Below are 18,052 nucleotides of genomic sequence, written 5' to 3' on the forward strand. Positions count from 1 at the left end.
GGCCCCCCGGGGGGACCCCACCCCCCGCGACGCCCTCGGCACCGCCTCCGAGCCGCGACGCCGGGCGCCGCGCCGGCCGGTGGCCGGACGGGTCCCGGGAATGCTCGGACGTGGCAACCCCCGGCCGCCGATGGTCGCCGGGTCCGGCCGACGGGACGGCGCCTCAGCTCGTCACCGGGGGCCGGGCGGCGGCGTCCGGCAGCTTCTCGGGCAGCCGCAGCCCCTCCCGCAGCGGCACCAGCTCCGACCGCAGCACCAGTGCCGCCGCGCCGATGGCGGGCGCTCCCGCCGCCGACTCCGACAGGCGGACGGCCACCCCGTGCGCCCCGCGCGCGAAGAACGCCCGGTTCAGTTCCTCCTCCACCACCGGCAGGTAGAGCGACCCCGCGACGGCCAGGCCGGGACCGGTCAGGACGATCTCCTCCAGGTCCATCACGTTGGCCAGGGTGCGCACCGCCAGGGCCAGGTACCGGGCGGAGTCCTCCAGTAGTGCCCGGGCCCCGGCGTCGCCGCGCAACGCGGCCCGGGCCACGGCGGCGAACTCCGCGGCGGGGGTGCCGGGCCCGCCCCGGGGCCGTTCCGCCCGTCCGTCCGTGCCGTTCAGGCCCGCCGCGGCGGCGACCGCCGGATCGGCACGGGCCGCCTCCACCACGGCCGCCGGTCCGGCCAGTGCCTCCGTGCACCCACGGGCGCCGCACCAGCACTCGGGCCCGTCCGCCCGCAGGCAGATGTGTCCGATCTCCCCGGCGTTGCCGCTCACCCCCCGGTAGGTGACGCCGTTGATGAGCAGCCCGGCGCCGATGCCGGTTCCCAGGTACACGGCGGCGAAGGTGGCGGTTCCGCCCACCCCGCCGGACCAGTGCTCGCCCAGGGCCGAGGCGGTGGCGTCGTTGTCCAGGACCACCGGCAGGCCGGTGGCCGCGCCGAGTGCCCGGTCCAGGGGGAACGCCTCCCAGCGCCGCATGGCGGGCGGGGTGAGCCGCATCCCGCCGCCCCGGGCCAGGGGACCGGGCACGGCGAGGCCGACGCCCAGCACCCGGCCCCCCGCGACCCCGACGCTCTCGATCAGCGAGGCGATCTCCTCGGCCATCCCGCCGACCATGATCTCCGGGTCGGGGGAACCGCCGGGGCGGAAGACCCGGGCGACGACCGCGCCGCCGAGGTTGGTCAGCACGTACGTCACGCCGCCCTGGTCGAGGTGGACGCCCACCGCGTACCGGGAGGAGCGGTTCAGCGCCAGCAGCACCCGCCGCTTGCCACCGGTGGACTCGGCGTGGCCGGTCTCCACGACCAGCCCGTCGTCGATGAGCCGGCGCACCACGGTGGAGATGGTGGCGCCGGTGAAGCCGGTGGTCTCGACGAGGCCGACCCGGCTGATGGTGCCGGCGGCACGGATCACGTCCAGTACGGCCGCCCGACTGTTGGCGTGGAAGGCCGGACGTCCACCCGTCCGGCCGGTGGGTTCCTCGGATCCGCTCACTGGTCGCACTCGCCCCTGTTCCGACCACGGGCCGGCGGCCCCGGTCCGGTGGGGGCGATCGCGCCCCCACCCGTCGTTCCTCGCGTCGTCCACGGCCCCCCGGCTTTTCCCGGGGGGACCGGCTCCCACGGGTTCGCCGCCGTTCCCGTGACGTGTCGTCGATCGCGCCGGTCGGCGCCGTTCGCGGTCCGCGCCCGGCGGCCCCTCGCCGCGGTCGCCCGGTCCCGGCTCCGGGCGTCGCCCTCGGGCGGGCACCGGACGCGCGACACCGTGCGACATCGATCATCCCGGGCTTCCGGGTGGTGCCGCACACGCCGGCCCGGCTGTGCTTCCCCGTGCCCGTTCGGTGACGGCTAGTGGCGGCGGAGTCGCGCGAGGAGGCCGCGTCGCGAGGGTTGACTTTCTTTCTTCGGCTGCTTAACAATCACGACACCCCGGAGTCCCTCGAGAGGACCGAACATCATGAACCAGAACAGAAGGCGCCGAATCGCTCGACTGGTCGCGGCGGGTACGGCCGTGACGCTGCTGGCGACCGGCTGTTCCGGTGGCTCGTCGAACGGCGGGGGAGGTGACGGGTCGGGCGACACCGCGGCGGACACCCTGGTCGTCTACACCGGCCAGGCCGGCGACTACCAGAGCAACTTCAACCCCTACTCCCACAGCGTCATCGAGGGCCCGGGCACCATCTTCGAGCCTTTGTTCTATTTCAACCAGGCATCCGACGCGGACCCCGTACCGAGGCTGGGCACCGACTACTCATGGAACGAGGACGGCACCGAGTTGTCGATCACCGTCCGCGAGGGCGTCACCTGGACGGACGGCGAGCCCCTCACCGCCGACGACGTGGTCTTCACCCTGGAACTGATCGCGGAGAACCCCGCGATCAACAGCACCGGCTTCGAGGGACGTGCCGAGCGGGTGAGCGACACCGAACTGGTGGTCCGCTTCGACGAGCCCGCCTTCCTCGAGGGACCCCAGGTGCTGGGACGCATCTGGATCGTCCCCGAGCACATCTGGAGCGGGCTCGAGGACCCCGCGACCGACACCGTCCCCGAGCCGGTGGGCACCGGGCCGTTCCGCCTGCGGGAGTTCCGCCCCCAGGCCTTCACCCTGGAGGCCAACCCCGACCACTGGAACGGCGAACCGGAACTGAAGCGGGTGCGCTTCGTCGCCCTCTCCGGCAACCAGGCCGGTGCCGACGCCCTGGCGGCCGGGACCGTCGACTGGCAGACCGGCCCGGTCCCCGACATCCACAACGTCGAGGACAACTATCCCGGCTACCGGAGCATCACCGTCCCGCTCAACCAGATCGCACTGCTGACCTGCTCCGACGAGGAGCTGGGATGCGCCGGTCCGCAGACCGACCCGGCCGTGCGCAAGGCGATATACCACGCCCTGGACCGCACCCAGATCAACTCCCTCGCCTTCGAGGACACCGCGAGCGAGATATCCCCCGGCTTCGCGCCGGCCGGTCGCGACGACGCGGTGATCAGCGAGGGCCTGGAGGACCGGACCGCCCCCATGGAGCCCCGGGCGGAGGTCGCCGGGGCGCTTCTGGACGACGCCGGTTGGGAGATGGGCGGCGACGGCGTGCGGACCCGTGACGGCGAGCGCCTGGAGCTGACGGTCAGCGTCGTCACCGGTTGGACCGACTACATCACCGCGGTCGACGTCATCGGTCAGCAGCTGGCCCCGCTGGGCATCGACCTCACCACCCACCAGTCCTCCTGGAACGAGTGGTCCGACTCCCGTGGCCGGGGCACCTACCAACTGCTCATCGACTCCCTCTACCAGGGGCCGGCGCCCGACCCGTACTACCTGTACGGGTACTTCTTCCACTCCGAGAACACCGCCCCCGTGGGCGAGGTCGCCCAGCCCAACTTCGCGCGGTACACCAACCCGGAGGTCGACGCGGCGCTGGACGAACTCAAACGCACCGACCCGGCGGACACCGCCGCCCGGCAGCCGCTGCTGGACACCGTCCAGGTGGCGATCGAGGAGGACATGCCCTACATCCCGGTCCTCACCGGCGGCACCACCAGCCAGTACAACGCGGCGAAGTTCGAGGGCTGGCCGACCGTGGACGACCTCTACGCCTTCCCGGCCGTGTGGAGCCGCCCCGACCACTCGCAGATCCTCATGAACCTGCGTCCCGCCGCCGACTGACCGCCCCCCACCGAACCACCGTCGCCCGAACCCCCGACGACGTCCCGTCCGAGAAGCAGCCCACCCCGATTGGCGGCCGCCCATGAGGTACTACGCCCGCAAACTCGGCTTCTACCTGGTCGCCCTGTGGGCCGCCCTGACGTTGAACTTCTTCATCCCCAGGCTGATGCCGGGCAACCCGGTGGACATCCTGATGGCGAAGCTCCAGCAGCGGGGCGGCTCACCCGACCCGGCGGTCCGGCGGGCCTACGAGCTGCTTCTCGGCACGGACGGCGACGAGCCGCTGATCGTCCAGTACCTCGCCTACCTGGGGGCGATGGCCCGCGGCGACCTGGGGATATCCGTCAGCGTCTTCCCCACGCCGGTCTCCGAGGTGATCGGGCAGGCGCTGCCCTGGACCATCGTCCTGGTGGGGATCGCCACCTTCCTGTCCTTCCTGCTGGGGGTGTTCCTCGGGGCGGTCGTCGGTTGGCGGCGCGGCTCCTGGCTGGACTCCCTCGTCCCCGCCACCACGATCCTGGCCGCCGTCCCCTACTTCTGGCTCGCCCTGCTGCTGGTGGCGCTCCTCTCCTCGGTCCTGGGTTGGTTCCCCCTGCTGGGCGGTTACGACGTCTCCCTGATGCCCGGTTGGAACGCGGAGTTCATCGGCTCGGTCCTGCACCACGGCTTCCTGCCCGCCGCCACCATCGTCATCTCCTCGGTCGGCGGCTGGCTGCTGGGGATGCGCAACATGATGGTCTCCACCATGTCCGAGGACTACGTCCTGACCGCCCGGGCCAAGGGACTGCGCGAGAGCCGGGTGATGATCCGGTACGCCGCCCGCAACGCGGTCCTGCCGTCCATCGCCGGATTCGCCGTCTCCCTCGGGTTCGTCGTCGCCGGCTCGATCATCACCGAGCAGGTCTTCTCCTACCCCGGCATCGGCTCCAAGCTGCTGCAGGCGGTCCAGAACAACGACTACGCCCTCATGCAGGGGATCTTCCTGGTCATCACGGTGGCGGTGCTGGGCGCCAACCTCGTCGTGGACCTGCTGTACGGCGTCATCGACCCGCGCACCCGCGTCGAGAGCTGAGGACACGACCGTGGCCGTCCGAGGGACCGTCGAGGGCAAGGAGCCGTCACCGTGACCAACCCCGTCCACCTCACCGAACCGACCGGCGAACCCACCGCCCGGGTCGCCGAGGCCGAGGAGATCGCCCCCCGGCCCCGGCGCCGCTCCGCCGGTGGTTGGCGCTCCCTGCTGCCGACCCCCTCGCCCAAACTCGTCATCGGCCTCCTCCTGGTCCTCGCCATCGCCCTGTTCGGCCTCCTCGGCCCGTTGCTCGTCGGCGACCCCGACGCCATCGACAGCCGGGGCATGACACCACCGGATGCCCAGAACCTGCTGGGCACCACCCGCACCGGCCAGGACGTCCTCGCCCAACTCGCCCACGCCACCTCCGGTTCGCTGCGGATCGGGCTGCTGGTGGGCATCATGGCGACCCTGCTCTCCGCCCTGTTCGGCATCATCGGCGGCTACCTCGGCGGCCCGGTGGACGAGGGGTTCTCGCTGCTGTCCAACGTCATGCTGGTCATCCCCGGCCTGCCGCTGGTCATCGTCATCGCCGGGTTCGTGCCCGCCAACCAGCGCGGGGCGTGGACCATCGCGGTGGTCCTGGCCCTCACCGGCTGGGCCGCCTCCGCCCGGGTGCTGCGCGCCCAGACACTGTCACTGCGCAACCGGGACTACGTGGCCGCCGCGAAGGTGGCCGGGGAACGCCCATGGCGGATCGTCTCGGTGGAGATCCTGCCCAATCTCCTGCCGCTGCTGGCCTCGCAGTTCGTCTTCGCGGTGCTCGCCGCGATCCTCGCCGAGGCGGGCCTGTCCTTCCTGGGGTTGGGCGCCTCCAACTCCACGACCCTGGGCACGATGCTCTTCTACGCCCAGAACGGCTTCGCCCTCCAATGGGGCGCGTGGTGGTGGTTCGTGCCGCCCGGCCTGGTCATCGCCCTCTTCGGCTGCGGCCTGGCACTCATCAACTTCGGCATCGACGAGATCATCAACCCCAAGCTGCGCACCGGCGCCCGGCGCGACGCGGGAGGTCCCGGCGCCGTCGCCGGGCACGTCACCGCGAACGCCGGCGCCCCGGAGCCGACCGGCGGGGCCCCGGCCCCCGACCACGCGGCCCGCGAACCGGTGCTCACGGTGCGCGGACTGAACGTCGTCTACCGCGTGGACAAACCGGTGCACGCGGTCCGGGACGTCTCACTGACCCTGGGCCGGGGGGAGATCCTCGGCCTGGCCGGCGAATCCGGCTGCGGCAAGACCACCCTCGCCTACGCCGTGGCCCGGCTGCACCGACCACCCGCCGAGGTCACCTCGGGCACGGTCGTCTTCCACGACCGCTCCGGTGCGGACATCGACCTCCTCGCCCTGACGGGCGAGGACCTGCGCCGCTTCCGCTGGGACCGGATGTCGGTGGTCTTCCAGGGGGCGATGAACTCCCTCAACCCGGTCCTCCCCATCCGGGAACAACTGGAGGACGTCCTGATCACCCACCGGCCGGGGATGACCGCCGGGAAACGCCGGGCCCGCTGCGAGGAGGTGCTGCGCCTGGTGCGGGTGGACCCCCGTCGGCTGAACTCCTTCCCGCACGAACTCTCCGGCGGCATGCGCCAACGGGTGATGATCGCCATGGCCATGCTGCTCGACCCGCAGGTCATGATCATGGACGAACCCACCACCGCGCTGGACGTGGTGGTGCAGCGCGGCATCCTCGGCGAGGTCCTGCGGCTGCGCGAGGAGTTGGGCTTCGCGGTGGTCTTCATCACCCACGACCTGCCGCTGCTGCTGGAACTGGCCGACCGGATCGTCGTCATGCGGGACGGCGAGGTCGTGGAGCACGGCCCCGCCGAACGTCTCCACCGGTCCCCCGAACACCCCTACACCCGGCACCTGCTCCAGTCCTTCCCCAGCCTCACCGGGGAACGCGGGGCGTTCCTGCGGGACGGGGCAGGGGAGGCGGGGACCGTCGGGCCCCCCGACGGTCCCGCCGACCACCCCGGGTCCGACCGCGCGCGGACCCCGAACGGCACCGACAGCGGCGAGAGGGCACCTCGATGACCACCCTGCACGTTCGCGATCTCGTCAAGGAGTACCGACTCCGTTCCGGTCCGCGCCGCTCCACCCTCCGCGCGGCCGACCGGGTCTCCCTCACACTGCGCCCGGGCCGCACCGTCGCCCTGGTCGGGGAGTCGGGTTCGGGCAAGTCCACCGTCGCGAGGATCATCGCCCGGCTGGAACGACCCACCGGCGGGGAGATCGAGGCCGTCGACGCGAAGGGCCGGCGGATCCGCGACCGCGACTACCGTCACCACGTCCAGATGGTCTTCCAGGACCCCTTCGCCTCCCTGAACCCCTTCCACACCATCGAGCACCACCTGGTCCGCCCGCTGCGGCTGCACGGCCGGGCCCGGGACCGGGAATCGGGACGGACGATGGCCGGGGAACTGCTCGAGCGGGTGAACCTCACCCCGGCCGCCGACATCGCCGGTCGCCGTCCGCACGAACTCTCCGGCGGCCAGCGCCAACGGGTGGCCATCGCCCGCGCCCTGGCCCCCGGCGCCAGGGTCGTGATCGCCGACGAACCGGTCTCCATGCTGGATGTCTCCATCCGGCTGGGCGTGCTCAACCTGCTGGCCCGGCTCCAGCGTGAGGAGGACCTCGCGGTTCTCTACATCACCCACGACCTGGCCACCGCCCGGCACTTCTCCGACGACATCCTGGTCATGTACCGCGGCCGGGTGGTGGAACGGGGGCCGGCCGACGACGTGATCCTCGCCCCGGCCCATCCCTACACCCGGCTGCTGGCCTCCGCCGCCCCCGACCCGGAGGCGCGCGGACGCTCCCGGCAGATCACCGTGCCCGAGTCGGCCGGGAGTCCCACCGCTCTTTCCGGACGTGGCTGCCACTTCCGGGACCGCTGTCCCTCCGCGATGGAGATCTGCTCGCGCACCCCGGAACCGGTCGAGGTGGCACCCGACCACGCCGCCGCCTGTTGGCTGCACACCCCGGAGTCGGGCGACGGGACCGGGACCGCCCCGGGCGGGGCGCCGACCGGCGGTGCCGGCCGCCCGGCGGGGGCCGACCCCGACCCGGAGGCGCCCGCGGTGGGGAGGGGCGCGGGGGGAAGGGCCGGGTCGACCGACACCGGCACCGATCCCGGGACCGGCGGGGACTCCGACACCGGTGGGGAGTGAGAGCGGGCCGCCGAACCCCTCGCGGCGTCGAACCCCGCCCCCGGGTGGGGTGACCATCCGCTCCCCCCGCTCCCCGTACGCCCGCCGGGGGCCGGCACCGACCCGAACCCCGACACCGGTGTCCGACCCGGATCCCCACCGACGGGGCCCCGGGTCGGACACCGGTGTCGGGGACGCTTCCCCGGCGGCCACCGCCACGCCGACACCGTCATCGGCGCGCGTCCGCGGTACGCGGAATCACACCACCCGTCGGGACAGCGCGCCCGACCTGTCCGAACCGTGTCCGCGCCGGCGCGGACACGGTTCGGACAGGTGGCCACCACCGTGTCGGTCGCCTCCGACGGGGTGCCGGCCGCGCGCGCCCACACGGAGCCGGCGGTGGGGTCCGCCCGCCGGCTCAGCTCTCCCCATCTCCCACCCGGTCGGCCCGCAGCAGCACCAGCCGTTCGGGGAAGAGCACCGGGGCCCGCACCCCCACCCGCTCCAGCGTCCGCCCGGACAGGACGACCCCCTCCGGGGTCCACCACGGCAGTGGCTTGCCCCACCGGGCGGCGTTGCCGTCGGGCACGTCACCCGGAGGCTGTGGTCGGACCCGGTAGCGGACGGCCGGGTCCAGCCCCGGCAGCCGGACCGGGCCGGGTGGGTACTGCTCGCTCGACGCGAGGGCCACCAGCGAGTACAGCGCCCGTGAGCCGTCCCGCGCGACGACCCCGTGCAGCCGGAAGGCCGGATCGGGGAGATCGGCGTGGACGGCGGTCCCGGTGTGCAACAGGTCGCGGTTCTCCTTGAAGAGGGCGACCCACTCGGCCAGGCGCTCCCGCTCCGCCGGGGACGCGGCGGTCAGGTCCCACTCGACGCCGAAGTGGCCGAAGAGCGCGGTGCCCGCCCGGAAGTCCAGCGGGTGGCGGCGGTCGGTGGTGTGGCACAGTTCGGCCCCCACGTGGGTTCCCATGAGTTCGAGTGGGATGAGGGCGTTGGTCCACCGCTGGATCCCCTGCCGTTCCAGGGCGTCGATGCAGTCCGAGGTCCACACCCGGTCGGCGCGCTCCAGGATGCCCAGGTCCACCCGGCCGCCGCCGGAGGAACAGGACTCGATCTCCAGGTCCGGGTGTCGCCGGCGCACTTCGTCCATCAACCGGTAGACGGCCAGGGTCTGCGCGTGCGTGCCGGCCCGCCCGGTGGGAGGCCGGCCGGCCTCCACCAGGTCCCGGTTGTGGTCCCACTTCAGGTAGGCGATGGGGTGGTCGGTCAGCAGGGCGTCCAACCGGCCGAGAATGTGGTCGAACGCCTCCGGACGGGTGAGGTCGAGCACCTGCTGGTGCCGGGCGGGGCCGGGCAGCCGACCGGCGGTGGACATGATCCAGTCGGGGTGGGCGCGGGCCAGGTCGGAGTCCTCGTTGACCATCTCCGGCTCCACCCACAGCCCGAACTCCATGCCCAGGCCGGTGACGTGGTCGATCAGTGGGCCCAGACCGTCGGGCCAGACCTCCTCGGAGACGTACCAGTCGCCCAGCGCCCGCCGGTCGTCGCGCCGGCCGCCGAACCAGCCGTCGTCCAGCACGAAGCGTTCGGCGCCGATCCCGGCGGCGGCGTCGGCCAGCGCGGTGAGGCGGTCGAGGTCGTGGTCGAAGTAGACGGCCTCCCAGGTGTTGACCACCACCGGGCGGGGGCGGGAGGGGTGGTGCGGCCGGGCCCGCATCCAGCGGTGCAGCCGGTCGGACACCTCGTCCAACCCGATGCCGTACGAGGCGAACCGCCAGGGGGTGGTGTAGGAGCCGCCCGGCTCGAGGATCCCCTCCCCGGAGAGCAGCAGTTCCCCCGAACCGAGCAGCGAGATCGAGTGGAAGGTGCGCTCGGCGAAGGTGCGGTGGTTGCCGGACCACGCGGTGTGGATCGCGTGGATCTCCCCGGAGCGGTTGCCGAAGCCGGCGGTTCCGGCGGCGAGCAGGTGGACGCTGTCGTAGCCGGTCCGGCCGGTGCGGTTCTCCCGGGTCCGCAGGCCGTGGGTGAAGGCGGTGCGCTGCGGGCCGCGCTCGCGCAGGTGGTGACCGGTGAAGTCGAGGAGTTCCACCGCCTCGGCCGGGACGGGGAGGACGAGGTGGAGTGCCTCCAGGGTGAAGGGGGATCGCGCGGTGTTGGTCAGCACGGCGCGTTGGCGCACCACGCCCTGCGGCGTCAGTTCGACGGTCAGCTCCAGGTCCAGTTCGGCGACCGGGTCACCGGCCCGCACGGTCACCGTTCCGCCACCCTCCCCCTCCGCCGTGCCGCTCTCCACGTCGATCGAGCGGGTGCGGAAGGCGGTGGAGAAGTCGGTGCCGCCGGCGCGGTGACCGATCAGGCCGGGGGTGCCCAGCCAGCCGGCGGACTGCTCGGGCAGTACCGACACCTCGACCGCCTCGTCGGTGGAGAAGCCGATCGCCTGCGGGCGCAGCGCCAGGCGCAGGGCCACGGCGTCGGCCGGGTCCAGGGGGCCGGGGTCGGCGCCCCAGTGCAGCACCCGGGGGAGGGTGCCACCCCCGGTGTCGAGGACCAGGCCCACCCCGTCGGCGCGCAGGACGACGATTCCGTCGGCCGACGGGGCGGCCGGGGGGAGGGGGCGCGGGGACGGAGAGGGGGTCACGGGGCGGCTCCCGGTGGAGAGGGGCGGAGAGGTGCCGACGAGTCGGGTGCGAACACGGACAGCCGGAGTGAACTGGTGGCTCCCGGCGGTTGGTGGGGAATTCCGTGTGGCCACTCGACCCGGGATATCGGAGGTGGGGGGACGGACACAAGGATGTTGACTTAGTTAATTCAGTTGAGTAAGAATCAGGAGGCTTGTCGAAGGTGCTTCGACGCCTCCCGCCCCGGCCCGGTCGACCCGATCGAGGAGTACCCGTATGAAGCGAACGACCCTGCACGACGGCTGGTCCCTGACGGTGGAGGGGGACGGTGTCCCCGCGGACCTCGTCGGGCGCACCGTGCCGGCGGTGGTGCCGGGTTCCTCGCACCTCGACTTGCTCGCCGCCGGCCTCATCCCCGACCCCTACCTCGACCTCAACGAGACCGCGCTGCGCTGGGCCCACCGGGCCCGCTGGCGCTACGTCACCGCCTTCGGGGCCGAACCTGCCGCGCCGGGGGAGCGCGTGGACCTGGTCTTCGACGGACTGGACACCGTCGCCGGGATCCTCCTCAACGGCCGTCCCGTCGCCCGCTCGGTCAACATGCACCGCTCGGTGCGCGTCGACCTCCGGAACCGACTCGCCCCCGCCGGCGACGGCCGCCCCGGCGTCAACGAGCTGGTCGTCGCCCTCGAATCGGCCCTGGAGTACGCCGAGGGGATCGAGAAGGAGGTGGGCGCCCGTCCCCGCGCCTATCCCCACCCCTTCAACGCCGTGCGCAAGATGGCCTGTTCCTTCGGCTGGGACTGGGGACCGGACCTGCAGACCGCCGGCATCTGGAAGCCGGTCCGCCTGGAACGCTGGCACACCGCCCGCATCGCCTCCCTGCGCCCGCTGGTCTCCGTCGCCCCCGACGGCACCGGCGGCGTCGACGTGCACGTGGACATCGAGCGCGCCGATCCGGTCGACCGCCGGGAACTGGTGCTGACCGCCCGGGTGGGGGACCGGGAACAGCGGCTCGTCGTCCCCGCCGGAGCCGACACCGCGAGCGTGCGGGTCGAGGTGCCCGACGCCCGACTGTGGTGGCCCGCCGGATACGGCGACCACCCGCTGTACGACCTCGAGGTCGCCCTCGGCGCCCCCGGCCGGGACGCCCCCCTGGACGTCGCCCACCGCCGGATCGGGTTCCGCACCGTCACCGTGGACACCGCCCCCGACGAGCACGGAACCCCCTTCACCGTGGCGGTCAACGGCGTCCCGATCTTCGTCAAGGGGGCCAACTGGATCCCCGACGACCACTTCCTCACCCGGATCACCCGCGACCGCCTGGCCCACCGGGTGGACCGGGCACTGGGCGCCCACATGAACATGCTCCGGGTGTGGGGCGGCGGCATCTACGAGACCGAGGACTTCTACGACGTCTGCGACGAACGAGGGATGCTCGTCTGGCAGGACTTCCCCTTCGCCTGCGCCGCCTATGCCGAGGAGGAGCCACTGTGGGGCGAGGTGGAGGCCGAGGCGAGGGAGAACGTGGCCAGGCTCTCCTCCCACCCCTCCCTCGCGCTGTGGAACGGCGCGAACGAGAACATGTGGGGATGGCGCGACTGGGGTTGGCGGGAGGAGCGGGGTGACCGGAGCTGGGGGCTGCGGTACTACACCGAACTGCTGCCGGCGGTGGTCCGCGAGCTGGACCCCACCCGGTTCTACGCCGAGAACAGCCCGTACAACCCGGGTCGTCCCGTCGACGGAACCCACCCCAACGACGAGGACCACGGCACCCGGCACGAGTGGGAGGTCTGGAACCGGATCGACCAGACCGCCTACCGGGATCACGTTCCCCGCTTCTGCTCCGAGTTCGGCTTCCAGGGCCCGCCCACCTGGACCACCCTGCGACGGGCCGTCCGCGACGACCCCCTGACCCCGACCTCCCCCGCCTTCCTGCTCCACCAGAAGGCCGAGGACGGCAACGCCAAACTGGAGCGCGGCCTGGCCCCGCGCCTGCCCGTGCCCCGGGACTTCGCCGACTGGCACTGGGCCACCCAACTCAACCAGGCCCGGGCGGTGGCCCTCGGCGTGGAGCACTTCCGTTCCCGGTGGCCCCGCACCGCCGGCTCCCTGGTGTGGCAGCTCAACGACTGCTGGCCGGTCACCTCCTGGGCCGCGATCGACGGCGACGGACGCCTCAAGCCGTTGTGGTACGGGCTGCGCCACGCCCACGCCCCCCGCCTGCTGACCGTCCAACCGCGCGACGGCCGACCGGCCCTGATCGCGGTCAACGACACCGACCGCCCGTGGACCGGCGCGCTCACCGCGCGGCGGATCGACTTCCGCGCCGGCGAGGAGCGTGGGGGCGGCACGGTCGGACTGGACGTCCCGGCCCGCTCGGTGCGGCAGTACCATCTTGCGGACTCCCTGATCACCCCGGACGCCGCACAGGAGGAACTGCTCGTGATGACGGCGGAGGACGGCACCCGGGTCGTGCACCCCTTCCTCGAGGACCTCGACCTGGCCCTGGACCCCGACCCCGTGGAGGCCCGGGCCGTCGCCGAACCCGGCGGCTACCGGGTGGAGGTCCGCGCCCGGGCGCTGGCCCGGGACGTGGCGCTGCTGGTGGACCGGGCCGCCCCCGACGCGGAGGTGGACGATATGCTGGTGACGCTGCTCCCCGGCGAGACCCGCGACTTCCGGGTGCGCACCGGTGCCGATATCGATCCGGCCGTCCTGACCCGCCGCCCCGTGCTGCGCACCGCCAACGACCTCTTCCGGGACCGACCCGGAACCGGTGACGGAACGTGAACCCCCCGCGCGCCGGTCGGACCGCCGGCCCGGCCGACGCCCCCGCCCCGGCGGCGGACCCCGCCTCCCGGCGTGCCGGGTCGGTGGGGGAGCGCGCCGACGGTCCGCCCGACCACCGCCCCTCGCCGGGGGCGGTCGGACTGGTGTTGGCCCGGCCTGCCCGGCTGCTGGGCGTCGAACCCTTCTTCATGGAGTTCATCGCCGGCATCGAGGAGCGCCTGGCCGAACACGACCTGTCGGTCCTGCTGCACGTCGTCCCCCACCACCAGGCGGAGATCGCCGCCTACCGCCGCTGGGCGGCCCGTGGTCTGGTGGACGCCGTGGCGCTGGTCAACCCCGCCGTCGGGGACCGACGCCCGCGGGTCCTGGCCGAACTGGGCCTGCCCGCCGTGATCGTGGGGAACCCGGAGGGCGCCACCGACACACCGGCCGTGCGCACCGACGAGTCGGGCCCCGTCCGCGACGCCCTCGCCCGACTCCTGGAGCTGGGGCACCGGCGCATCGCCCGGGTCGGCGGCCCGGCCGACCTCCTGCACACCGTCGCCCGCACCCGCGCCCTGCGCGAGGGGTGCCGGGAGGCCGGGATCGAGCCGGTCGTGGTCGAGGGGGACTACTCCGACGAGGCCGGGGCCCGACTCACCGCCCGACTGCTCGCCGCGCCGGAGCCGCCCACCGCCATCCTGTACGACAACGACGTGATGGCGGTGGCCGGGCTGGAGGCGGCCGGGGCGGCCGGTTTCGCCGTTCCCGACCGGCTCTCCCTGCTGGCCTGGGACGACTCCCCGATGTGCCGGCTGGCCTCCCCGCCGCTGACCACCATGAGCGTGGACGTGCACCGGTTCGGTTCCCTGGTCGCCGACACCCTCCTGGAATTGGTGGCGGGCCGGCCCGCCACGCCCCGGGAGTCCCCGGCGGCCCGGTGGGTGCGGCGCGGAAGCACGGGGCCCGCCCCGACGGACTGAACCGTCCACCGGTCCTGCACCCTGCCGGGGCCGAGCGCCGGTCCCCACCGGTGCGGTCCCCGGTCAGCCCTCGATGTCGACGCCGTGCGCGCGGAGCAACTCGACCGGGCCGTGGTCGTGTCCCTGCCCCACGGCCCGACAGCGCCAGCCCGTCCCGCGGCGGTAGATCTCCGCCAGGACGAGGACGCGCTCGGAGTCGGCGGCGTCCAGGGTCGCGCGCAGCAGCGGCACCCCGGTCGCGGTGTCCCCGAGCGAGATCTCGATCGCGCCGACCTCGCCGAACGTGGCCCCGCCGTCCACGGCGGCCGCGACGACCAGCCGTCGGGCCTCCGCCGTCAGGCCCTCCGGTACCACCGTGACCGACTGCTCGACCGGACCGTCCACGGCCAACCGCACCGAACCCCCCGGATTCTCCGGGGCGTTCCAGAAGACCAGGTCCTCGTCCCGGCGGACCCGGCCCGTGTCGTCCACGATCAGTACCATGACATCGACCCCGACCGCCGGCCCTCCCGTTCCCTCGGCCTCCGGGAGGGCCCGGGAGGCCACGAGTGTCCACGAGGTGTCGGGCAGCGTGCGCGGCAGATCGATCACCCCTCCCCGGGGCAGCACCACGGCCGGATCCACCGGGCGTCCGCCCGGTCCGGCGGGCAGCGGCGCCGGTACGCCGCCGGAGGACAGGGCCGCGGGCGACAGTCGTTCCGGGGTGTGCACGGGCAACTCCAGCGCGGCCACCCGGGTCATGCGGCGGTCCCCCTCCCCGCCCGGCAGCAGCAGGACGTCCGTGACGCTCCCGGTGAGATTGACCGCCGCGGACCCGCCGAGTTCGACGACCCGGCCCCGGGCCGCGACCGCCTGCGGATGGTTGCCACCGATCACCAACACGCGCCGCCCCCGCAGCGGCTTCGTCGTCCCGGTGGGTCGGCCCGCCGCGGGGGCCGTCGGAGGGGGGACGTCTCCCGACGGGGAGCCGTCGGGAGACGCGGTGGTGACCCGTGACGGCTCGGGGTCATCGGCCCGGGCGTTCGGGACCGCCGCCGGCACGGGGGAGAGGGCATCGGCCGGGACCGCCGGGACGGCGGAGGCGTCCGGCGTGTTCGCGTCCGAACCGGCCCTCGCGTCGGTGTCCGTGCCCGGGTCGGTGTCCGTGCCGGCCGTTCCCGTGCCCGCCCTCGGCGTTCCCGGCCGCACGTCCCCGAGCATGCGCAGGAAGACCGCCTCGTCGACCATCGGTACCCCCTCGGCCCGGGCGCGGCGGGCCTTGCCCGTGGTCGCCGCCGGGTCGTCGCAGACCACCAGCGAGGTCCGTCGGCTCACCGAGTTCATCACGTGCAGGCCCGCCGCGGTCGCCGAGCGGGTCAACTCCGCCCGCTCGGTGACCGTCGCGCCGGTGAAGACCACCTTCATCCCCTGGACCAGCGGTCCGCCGGGCTCCGGTCGGCCCGGGTCGAGGAACGCGCACTCCGCCCGGGGCGTCCTCGCCGGGCGGGACCACGGGGAGTTCCACCTCCGACGTCTCGGCCGCCGAGAGCGATCCGCGCAACACCCCCACCAGGGTGCGGGCGTCGTCCAGCGCGTCGTGCGGGTTCAACTGCCGAACGCCGTAGTGGGCCGCGAGGGTGGCCAGCCGCAGGTCGGAGGTGGGCGGCCCGATCCGACGGTTCAGCGCGAGGGTGCACATCCGGCGTTCCACCGGTGAGTCGATGCCCAACCGGGCGAACTCCTCGACCAGGAAACCGTGGTCGAAGTGGGCGTTGTGCGCGACGAACACCCGACCGCGCAACAGTCCCGCCACCCGTTCGGCGACCGCGTCGAACGTCGGGGCGCCGTGCAGCCGCCGCCGGGTCAGACCGTGGACGTGGACCGGGCCCGGGTCGCATCCGGGGTCGAGCAGGGTGGAGAACTCCTCCACCCGCTCCCCGTCGGGCCGCAGCACCACCACGGCCAGGGAGAGCACCCGGTGCTCCCGGGCTCGCAGACCCGAGGTCTCCACATCCACCACGGCCCATTCCGGGCGGGAGGAGGGGGAAGCGGGGGTGAACGGGGACACGACGGAGGAGGTGAGCGGGCTCATGGCGGATCAGCATGCCGGTGCCGACCTCGCGTTTCAACCGATTCCGGGGAAGCCGGACACCCGTTCCCGTCCGGAGGGCCCCTCCCACCGCCCATCGGGGCGACGCCGCCGGTGGAACGCGTACCGTGGGGCCCATGAGTGACACGCGTGATCCGCGCGACGAGATCGCCCGCCTCGGCGCGGGGAAGTACCTCCTGGTCACCACCTTCCGTCGGAACGGTCGGGCCGTCCCCACCCCGGTGTGGGTGGTGGCCGGTGACGACGCCCTGTTCGTATGGACCGTCGCCGACTCCGGCAAGGTCAAGCGGTTGCGCAACCGAGCCGATGTCCTCCTCGCCCCCTGCGACGTGCGCGGTCGCCCGACCGGACCCGCGGTGCCCGGCCGGGCCGAACTGCTGGACGCCGCCGGCAGCGAGCACAGCCGGCGGCTCATCGCCCGCCGCTACGGTCTGTTCGGCCGGCTCACCCTGCTGGGCAGCCGACTGCGCCGGGGGCGGTCGGGGACCATCGGTGTACGGATCGTCCCCGACCCGTCGGGGGTCATACCGGAAGACCCGGCCCGACCGGACTGAGCGCCGGCGCCCGCGCCGCCGGGGCCGCGTCCGTCGGCGCGGGCGCGGGTGCGGGTGGTGGGTCGGGGCACACGGGAGTCGCGGTATCCGGGGCGGTCGCCGGCGAGGGGATCGGGACCGGGGGCGACGGCGCCGTCAGCCACTCGGTCTGCCCCCGGGTGAACAGCAGCGCCGTCCGGCACCCGAGCGGCGTGCGCCCCGCCTCCAGTTCCGCCACCAGTCGGGTCAGGGACCGCACGTGTCGGGCGAAGGCCCGACCGGTGACCGCCCGGCCGCGCCCGATCTGCCCGTCCAGGGCCTCGCGCGCCGGTACGTCCAGCACCAGCAGCAGAAACCCCCGCCCCCGTCGCCGGGCGTCCCGGGCGAGCCGCCGGCGCACCCACGGATGGCGTCCGCAGTCGTGCACCAGCACGCCGGCCCCCGAGCGCAGGGCACGCTCCAGTCGCAGGAAGTGATCCAACCGGGCCACCGGCCGGTAGACGGCGTAGGGCAAGCCCTCGGGCAACCGCTCCTCCCACCACAGCCGTACATCCTCGGAGTCGATCGCCACCGGGGAACCCCAGCGCGATCCGGCCTCCGTCACCATGCGGCGGATGAGGGTGGACTTCCCACTCCCGGGCAGCCCCGACACCACCACCCGGTCACCCGGCATCGCCCCCGACGGGGGGAACCCTCCGGGAGGCAGGTCGCGGGCGTCCACGACCCGGCCCCGAAGCATCCGGCCGGGCGCTCCGCCGGCCCTCCCTATGGGCCGCGGCCCGCTGTCGATCTTCATGGGGGCATGATGCCGCCTACCCGTCCGGACCCACCGCCCGAACGCGGAATTCGGCCACCCACGCGCCGGTCGGTGCCGCCGACACATCCGCGAGACCTCTCGACGACGCGCAAACCCGTGCCGCGCGGCAACCGGTGCCACCGGTTGCCGCGCGAGCGCCCCCACCGGGGCCGCCGCGCGGGCCCCGGCCCCGGAACTCCCGGGCAGTGGGATGGTGGTCGTTCGCAACCACGGATGACCGGTCGCCGCGTCGGCCGGGCGCCCCCGTCGGATCGGTGGTCACCGGCAGGTGCACGGGCCGTCGCGCGCCGGGCCGCGGCAGCGCCTCCTCGGTCGGTGCCCGGGTCGGCGGCCGGCCGTCGGCCGTCGGCAGGGAGCCGTCGGCGACCGGCTC

Annotated in this window: 11 protein-coding genes and 2 pseudogenes; 7 read left to right on the plus strand and 6 right to left on the minus strand. The window is 73.8% G+C overall.

Annotation, left to right across the window (positions count from 1 at the left end):
• Window positions 1-163: 163 nt before the first annotated feature.
• Window positions 164-1,480, minus strand: coding sequence for an ROK family transcriptional regulator (locus LZF96_RS23820; RefSeq protein ID WP_233876457.1), 1,317 nt, complete (start codon window positions 1,478-1,480; stop codon window positions 164-166).
• 462 nt (window positions 1,481-1,942) lie between these two features.
• Between LZF96_RS23820 and LZF96_RS23825 the strand changes: the two genes are divergently transcribed.
• From LZF96_RS23825 to LZF96_RS23840, 4 genes are all read left to right on the plus strand, one after another.
• Window positions 1,943-3,646: an ABC transporter substrate-binding protein gene (locus LZF96_RS23825; RefSeq protein ID WP_233876459.1), complete on the plus strand. Its 1,704-nt coding sequence runs from the start codon at window positions 1,943-1,945 to the stop codon at window positions 3,644-3,646.
• 82 nt (window positions 3,647-3,728) lie between these two features.
• Complete coding sequence (locus LZF96_RS23830; protein WP_233876461.1) at window positions 3,729-4,718, plus strand: ABC transporter permease; 990 nt, start codon at window positions 3,729-3,731, stop codon at window positions 4,716-4,718.
• 51 nt (window positions 4,719-4,769) lie between these two features.
• Complete coding sequence (locus tag LZF96_RS23835) at window positions 4,770-6,749, plus strand: dipeptide/oligopeptide/nickel ABC transporter permease/ATP-binding protein (protein WP_233876463.1); 1,980 nt, start codon at window positions 4,770-4,772, stop codon at window positions 6,747-6,749.
• Entirely contained in the window at window positions 6,746-7,885 is a 1,140-nt protein-coding gene (locus LZF96_RS23840; RefSeq protein ID WP_233876465.1) for an ABC transporter ATP-binding protein, read from the plus strand. The genes LZF96_RS23835 and LZF96_RS23840 overlap by 4 nt, the downstream gene beginning before the upstream one ends.
• Before the next feature lie 397 nt (window positions 7,886-8,282).
• Here the strand turns inward: LZF96_RS23840 and LZF96_RS23845 are convergent, their stop codons facing one another.
• Window positions 8,283-10,505: an alpha-galactosidase gene (locus LZF96_RS23845; RefSeq protein WP_233876468.1), complete on the minus strand. Its 2,223-nt coding sequence runs from the start codon at window positions 10,503-10,505 to the stop codon at window positions 8,283-8,285.
• A 256-nt stretch (window positions 10,506-10,761) separates the two neighbouring features.
• On the opposite strand from LZF96_RS23845, the gene LZF96_RS23850 reads away from it, so the two are divergent.
• Both LZF96_RS23850 and LZF96_RS23855 read left to right on the plus strand, forming a co-directional pair.
• Complete coding sequence (locus tag LZF96_RS23850; RefSeq protein WP_233876470.1) at window positions 10,762-13,278, plus strand: glycoside hydrolase family 2 protein; 2,517 nt, start codon at window positions 10,762-10,764, stop codon at window positions 13,276-13,278.
• Window positions 13,275-14,240 (plus strand): LacI family DNA-binding transcriptional regulator, encoded by a 966-nt coding sequence (locus LZF96_RS23855; RefSeq protein ID WP_233876472.1) that lies wholly within the window; start codon window positions 13,275-13,277, stop codon window positions 14,238-14,240. Before LZF96_RS23850 ends, LZF96_RS23855 begins: the two co-directional genes overlap by 4 nt.
• Before the next feature lie 63 nt (window positions 14,241-14,303).
• Here LZF96_RS23855 and LZF96_RS27200 read toward each other — a convergent pair whose 3' ends face one another.
• From LZF96_RS27200 to LZF96_RS27210, 3 genes and pseudogenes are all read right to left on the minus strand, one after another.
• Window positions 14,304-15,122, minus strand: a complete 819-nt coding sequence (locus LZF96_RS27200) for a TerD family protein (RefSeq protein ID WP_308294276.1) — start codon at window positions 15,120-15,122, stop codon at window positions 14,304-14,306.
• Between the two features lie 381 nt (window positions 15,123-15,503).
• Window positions 15,504-15,644: pseudogene (locus tag LZF96_RS27205) on the minus strand (BRCT domain-containing protein); the annotation flags it as partial.
• Window positions 15,645-15,840: 196 nt separating this feature from the next.
• A pseudogene (locus LZF96_RS27210) lies at window positions 15,841-16,311 on the minus strand (exonuclease domain-containing protein); the annotation flags it as partial.
• A gap of 134 nt (window positions 16,312-16,445) precedes the next feature.
• Between LZF96_RS27210 and LZF96_RS23865 the strand changes: the two are divergent.
• The gene (locus tag LZF96_RS23865) at window positions 16,446-16,883 is read left to right on the plus strand and encodes a PPOX class F420-dependent oxidoreductase (RefSeq protein ID WP_233876473.1); all 438 of its coding nucleotides are present in this window, start codon (window positions 16,446-16,448) and stop codon (window positions 16,881-16,883) included.
• On the opposite strand, the gene LZF96_RS23870 is transcribed toward LZF96_RS23865, so the two are convergent.
• A complete protein-coding gene (locus tag LZF96_RS23870; RefSeq protein WP_233876475.1) occupies window positions 16,852-17,658 on the minus strand; it encodes an ATP-binding protein in 807 nt (268 codons plus the stop codon). The two genes, LZF96_RS23865 and LZF96_RS23870, sit on opposite strands and share 32 nt — an antisense overlap.
• Window positions 17,659-18,052 lie beyond the last annotated feature (394 nt).

The sequence above is a fragment of the Streptomyces sp. ST2-7A genome, assembly GCF_021390475.1.
GTDB lineage: Bacteria > Actinomycetota > Actinomycetes > Streptomycetales > Streptomycetaceae > Streptomyces.